Origin of the sequence: Rothia sp. HMSC072B04, from assembly GCF_001813725.1 — a bacterium.
GTDB classification, from domain to species: domain Bacteria; phylum Actinomycetota; class Actinomycetes; order Actinomycetales; family Micrococcaceae; genus Rothia; species Rothia mucilaginosa.
Genome location: NZ_KV813811.1, coordinates 8,650 through 10,618 on the forward strand (window position 1 = coordinate 8,650; position 1,969 = coordinate 10,618).

1 protein-coding gene is annotated in these 1,969 nt (G+C 54.7%); it reads right to left on the reverse strand.

What is annotated here, in order from left to right; translation table 11 throughout:
• Nucleotides 1-177: 177 nt before the first annotated feature.
• The gene (zapE, locus tag HMPREF2928_RS06680) at nucleotides 178-1,233 is read right to left on the reverse strand and encodes a cell division protein ZapE (RefSeq protein WP_070687891.1); all 1,056 of its coding nucleotides are present in this window, start codon (nucleotides 1,231-1,233) and stop codon (nucleotides 178-180) included.
• Between the last annotated feature and the right edge of the window lie 736 nt (nucleotides 1,234-1,969).

Genomic DNA, 1,969 nt, shown 5'->3' on the forward strand with positions numbered 1-1,969 from the left:
GCTTCCTAAGCGACCCGGCGAGGGTCTTCACGTATGAGAGGGGTTGGCGCGGTTCAGGTAAACCAGACTAACCAAGCTAACCATGCAAACCGCGCGAGCTTCGAGTCTCACGGGACTAGAAAGAACAGCGCATCAAAACCCGAGCCGGCCAAAGCTCGGCCCCGGCGAACAGCGGAACTAGCGCTCCGCCTCCTCGCCGAGCATGCCCTCACGAGCCAACGCAGTCAAACGAGACACCGCACGGAAATACTTCTTCTGATAACCACCAGCCAGCATCTCCTCAGTAAACACCTTGTCAAAAGGCACACCCGAAGAAACAATCGGCAGGTCCTTGTCATACAGGCGGTCAGCCAACACCACAAAACGCAACGCCACCGACTGCTCAGTAATCGGGTGAACATCACGCCACGCAATACCATCCAAGCCATCAATCAGCTGACGGTAACGCGACGGGTGCACCTTCGCCAGATGCTCCACCAGGTCAGCGAAGTTATCAACACCAACAGTCTGGCCGCCGAACACTTCCTCAACCTTCGCATCAAACGCATCATCAGCAACAGGCTCCGGTGCGGCAGGCAGGCCACGGTGACGGAAATCCTCACCATCCACACGGTGCACCTCAAACTGCGAAGCAAGCACCTGAATCTCACGCTTAAAATCCTCAGCCGCGAAACGGCCCTCACCCAGCGCACCAGGCAGCGTATTCGAGGTCGCCACAAGCTTCACGCCAGCATCCGCCAGCTCACGCATCAGACGAGACATGAGCACAGTATCACCCGGATCATCCAGCTCAAACTCGTCAATACACACCAGCTTGTAGCTGCTCAACGCCTCAACCGTCTTACGGAACGTCAACGCACCCACCAGGTTCGTGTACTCCACAAAAGTACCGAACGCCTTCGGGCCATCCACATAATGCCACAGCGACGCCAACAAGTGAGTCTTACCCACACCAAAACCGCCGTCAAGGTACAGGCCAGCCTTCGTCGCATCCTTCTTCTTGCCACCAAACAGGCGACCAAAGAAACCGGCACCAGCACCGCCACCATTAATCTTGTCGCCAAAATCCTTCAGCTTCTGCACAGCCTCAGCCTGCGACGGCTGATTCGGATCAGGAATATAGCTATCAAAAGACACTTCACCAAAACGCTCAGAGGGGCGGAAACCCGCCAGCAACTCATCAGCAGAAACGCGAGGGATGCGGTCGGTCAAATGTACGGTCGTGGTGGGCACAAAAACTCTTTTCTTCAGTGACGGCGATGTGACTTCCGCTTTAAGTGTAGTACTGTCTAACACCCCGCGTGAGCCGCATGAGTTGCCCGCCACATTACGGGTATGAGGAGGGAGTGGGGTGGGATATACGGGAGGGGCTGCTGGGCTGGGACGCGGAGGTCGGGAATGCGAGGGCATGGGTATTCGGGTGCGGAGGCTGAGGTGGAGTGTGTTTTGGGCAGGGTCTGTCTTGGGCGGGTGCTCTTGGGTGGGCGCAGCGTTCGATAGGTTAGTGTCTTCGCCGTGGGTTTTATACCCGTTGTGAAGGAACTAGCCTATCGAATATTCCCTTAACCTATCGGCTATTACTCTGCCCCGCTATCTACTCCCCTAGCTTGCTGTTCATTCTTTTGGTCCGCGGCCCTCTCCCCTGGTCTGCTGTGGGGATTCTTTTGCCGGGGAACACTCACCATTATGTGTAAATTCTTTGCGTGCAGGTACTTATTTGATATATAAAGCATTGATGTGTTCATATGGTGATGTTTCGTCGCTTTATCACCCAAAAGAATGCAAACGACGGCGAATATACGGTATGGTGGACGTTGTAGTGTTCTATAGCGCATTGATGCGTTTGTTGGGCGTACTACGGGGCTGTTTTTCTTCCGGCGGTCAGCTTAACCTGCGAATAATGGCCTGACTTGCACATATACATCACACCGTCACCGATGATAGGAGCGTATCTTCTATGGATTCGACC